This is a genomic window from Streptomyces rhizosphaerihabitans (assembly GCF_025399795.1).
Lineage (GTDB): Bacteria > Actinomycetota > Actinomycetes > Streptomycetales > Streptomycetaceae > Streptomyces > Streptomyces rhizosphaerihabitans.
This window is the reverse complement of record NZ_JAODTZ010000124.1, coordinates 1-3,506: the sequence shown is the minus strand read 5'-3', so window position 1 is coordinate 3,506 and position 3,506 is coordinate 1. Positions and strand designations below refer to the sequence as shown.

General features: G+C 66.9%; 3 protein-coding genes and 1 pseudogene. 2 read left to right on the top strand and 2 right to left on the bottom strand.

Annotated features, from left to right (window positions below; genetic code table 11):
• Positions 1-12: 12 nt before the first annotated feature.
• Positions 13-1,455, bottom strand: coding sequence for an NF041680 family putative transposase (locus tag N4G66_RS44810; protein ID WP_315903774.1), 1,443 nt, complete (start codon positions 1,453-1,455; stop codon positions 13-15).
• Positions 1,456-1,749: 294 nt separating this feature from the next.
• On the opposite strand from N4G66_RS44810, the gene N4G66_RS44805 reads away from it, so the two are divergent.
• Positions 1,750-2,103: a DUF4333 domain-containing protein gene (locus N4G66_RS44805; RefSeq protein WP_261710092.1), complete on the top strand. Its 354-nt coding sequence runs from the start codon at positions 1,750-1,752 to the stop codon at positions 2,101-2,103.
• Positions 2,104-2,564: 461 nt separating this feature from the next.
• Here N4G66_RS44805 and N4G66_RS44800 read toward each other — a convergent pair whose 3' ends face one another.
• The gene (locus N4G66_RS44800) at positions 2,565-2,753 is read right to left on the bottom strand and encodes a hypothetical protein (protein ID WP_261710091.1); all 189 of its coding nucleotides are present in this window, start codon (positions 2,751-2,753) and stop codon (positions 2,565-2,567) included.
• 289 nt (positions 2,754-3,042) lie between these two features.
• Between N4G66_RS44800 and N4G66_RS44795 the strand changes: the two are divergent.
• Positions 3,043-3,141, top strand: a pseudogene (locus tag N4G66_RS44795) (phosphatidylserine decarboxylase); the annotation flags it as partial.
• Positions 3,142-3,506: the final 365 nt, after the last annotated feature.

Genomic DNA, 3,506 nt, shown 5'->3' with positions numbered 1-3,506 from the left:
CTTGTTCTTTATCTACCAAGATCTTCCGGGCTTGCCGATGGCCTTGAGGGTCTCGGGGCGTTTGACGGTCTTGCCGACGTCGTAGCGGGGTGCCCGGTGCTTGTTCTTGGCACCGGGTGGCCGTCCAGGGCCGGCTCCTCGGGGTTTGGGAACACGGGCCGGGCAGGCGAGGTGAGTGCGGATGTTCCTGAATCCTCGGCGGACCCGGGCCGGGGTGAGCCGGTCGGAGATGGTCGGTTTCTCCCAGGGTCGACGGAGGTCCGCGGCGAGGGGCCGGGCGAGCCGGAGCTGGGTGTGAGCGACGATCAGGATCCAGGTCCAACGGTCCGCCGCCTCGGGAGTGCGGAGTTTCGGGGTGGTCCATCCGAGGGTCTGCTTCGCGAAGCGGAAGGTGTGCTCCAGGTCGAAGCGGCGAAGAAATGCCTGCCAGAAGCGGTCCACGTCGTCCGGGGTGGCACCGGTCTTGGAGGACCATAGCCACAGTGGCGGAGCATCCCGTTCCTTCGACAGATGCTCGACCTTCAGCCGCAGCAACGTGCCCTCGACCAAAGGCAGTTCACCGTCGTGGTCGAGCCATGAGGAGCGGTGGGTGAGTCGGGGGTGGACCCGGTCCCATGCCTGGGTCTCGGCCTTGCCGTAGTTGGTGGTGTCGGTGACCGTGGTGATCGCGGGCTCGGGCCAGGTCTCCGGCTCGGTGAAGCGGAATTCCGGGCCGTGCTTGGGCGGTCGGCCGTTGACGCCATGCATCCGCGGTGGCTTCGGCAGACGCATCACGCGGTCGGAGCGGACGCGGCCGACCATCTCGACGGGCAGGTCGCGCAGGACCCAGGCCAGGCGGGTGACGTCGTAGCCTGCATCGCTCACGATCACGATGTCCGGGTTCCCGGCCTGCCACTGGCCAGCGGCGATGAGCTGTTCAACGACTCCTCGGAGCTGGGCGGCTGTGACCGCGGTCGCATCGTCCGCTGGGCCGAGCCGGACCGCGTCCAGGATCGCGGTCCAAGACGTGGCGCCCGGCTCCAGAACGGCCACGAAGGAGTAGGGCCAGCCCGGAATGAACTGCGACGCAGTCTTCGCCCGGCCGTAGACGTGGCAGAACAGCCGCTCCGCCGAGCATGGCGCGTCCGAGCGAAGCCATGGCGACACGTCGACCGCCAGGACCAGGCGCCCGCCGTCGAACCGCGGCAGCGGCAGGCCGGCCAGCACCGTCCGCAGCCGGCCGACGTCGATCCGGCCGTGGTTCAGGCCGCCGTACATCGCTCCGTGCCCACGACGATGCTCCGGCAACAGCGTCAAGTCCACCGGGGACTTCACCGCACCGTCCGCACACAGCACCGCGTCTGCCAGCTCGAACAACTCGTCGCGCCGAGCGGTCAGACACTCGTGGAACTCTCCCCGGAAACGTGACGCTTCCTCGAACGCTTCCCTCCGGACAGCATCAGGCAGCAGACTCACCCTCACGGCCTTCGTCTCGGTCACGTGCACCTTGGTCGGAGCACATGATCAGACGAAGGCCGCCCCCACGTCCGGCGAACCCTCAGGTGAGCGACCCAGTTCAAGACACCATTCGATGCCGGAAGACAACGAACGAGAAGCGGCGCCCGCCCCACTCCTCGTCCTGCAGGGGTGCACAAGCTCCACTCCGGCCGCGCAGGCAGTGGTGCGGGAGCACTCCGCAGGGACCGAGAGGCGACTTCACGTCACCACAGGGGGTTGTATGAGCACGGACAGCCGGATAGGACTGTCCGCGTGACTGATCAACGCAGCTTTGCCCGTACCGTCATCGCGCTCTCCCTGGCCGTGATCGCCTGTTGTGCGCTCACTTTCACCATCATGCTGCTGGCCGGGAGTCCCGCCGTGCAGCCGCAGCGCGTTCTGGATCAGGACGCGCTGGCGCGGGCGGTGCTGAACGACGTCGAATCCGACGCCGCCTTCGCCAAGCCCCCGACCATCGACGATGTCAGCTGCCCCGCTTCCATCCCCGTCGAGGCGGGCCGGGAGTTTAAGTGCAAGGTCAACGGCGTCGGCGACGGCAACAGCAGCGGCCTTGCCTGGGTCAAGGTGAAGATCGAGGACGATCAGGGCGACCTGTCACTGGGCTGAGGGACGGCAGAGCGAGCGGGACCGCAGCCGTGACATAGGGGCCGTCCCGGCCCCTGCTGGCGACAGTAGCGGACCGCCTATAGCCCCAGGCCAGGGGCAAGACCGTCAAACGCCTACACCACCCACGCACTCCCCAACACTACGGAGGATTGATCGCCTACACCATCACAGGGGACGTGACCCGGAGAGTACCCGCGGCACCACGGTGAACCTCGCCGCCCACCGCAGGCGTGCCACCTCAGCCGCAAGGTCGATACCGCTGCCGACCGGCGTCCACTTCATAAACTGCCGTGTATCGCCCAAGCCGACCTGGAACGTCAACCCGCCGAGCTCGTTCTTCCATACGGCCCGTACCGGCCGCCCCGCAGCGAGCTCGGCAACGATACGTGGAGGCTCGACAGGTCCCTGGGGCGAAGTGGCGATCATCCGCTCATTCTCACCAGAGCGGCCGCCAGCGCCAATCACTTTTGGGCACATCGGTCAGCCGCCCATCCGACCAGCCGATCCACAGAATTTGACAATTCCTCCATGGCGACGGGAATGCTCGCCAGAACCGCGCAGCGGACCAGGTCGGCGGTGATCATGACCGGCCGCTTGTACTGTTGCTCGATGCGCACCCCGAGCGGAAGAGCAATCACTCCGCTGGCCACCGCAGACAACGCAGCGAGCACAGAGACCTGAAAGGCCGAGGATTTCAGGACCCAACAGGGCGATCAGCGGCAACGCCCCCATGCCGACGGCGCTACCCGCCGCGCTGACCGCGTAAGCGACCCACAACCGCCGAAAGTCCTGTCCGAGCACACTTTGCCGTACCAACCGAACCTCCGAAGCGGGAAAGCGGTCAGCGTAGTCACTCGGTCCACGGGCCACCCCATGATCAAGCCACCGTCAGGCGCACCTCCGAGCTGACGCGGTCCGGTTCGGCCGCGAGTCGGGCGGGGCTCGTGCGTCGACATCTACCTCCCCGAGGGCGTCGAGGTTGACGTGGAGATCGGCCAGAAGACCCAGGCCGGCATCACTCGCCTTGGCCGACCATGAATCCCGAAACAACAGACGACCCAGACACGGCTGGTGCAGACCGCTCCCTCCCACTGGCTGTGGCGACACGCCTCAGACCTGAGTGTGACCGGGGTCGCGGGGGTCAAACGGTCAGCTCCAAACGCTGCCTACAAGGCGCCCTCGATGCCCATCACGCCTTCGGTGACCGCCGGTGCCGGTGGCGTGCGGAGAGCGGTGTGGACATCGGCCTGCGGGGAGGTCAGCGGACGTCGACGTAGTCGCCTGAGGACGAGGTGTCGAAGTACTGGCTCGTCGCCGTCCATGTCGTGGTCCAGGTGCCGTCCCGCAGGGCTGTGAACTTCTTGGAGAAGGTGCCGCCCTTGCCGGTCTTCACGGTGCTCATC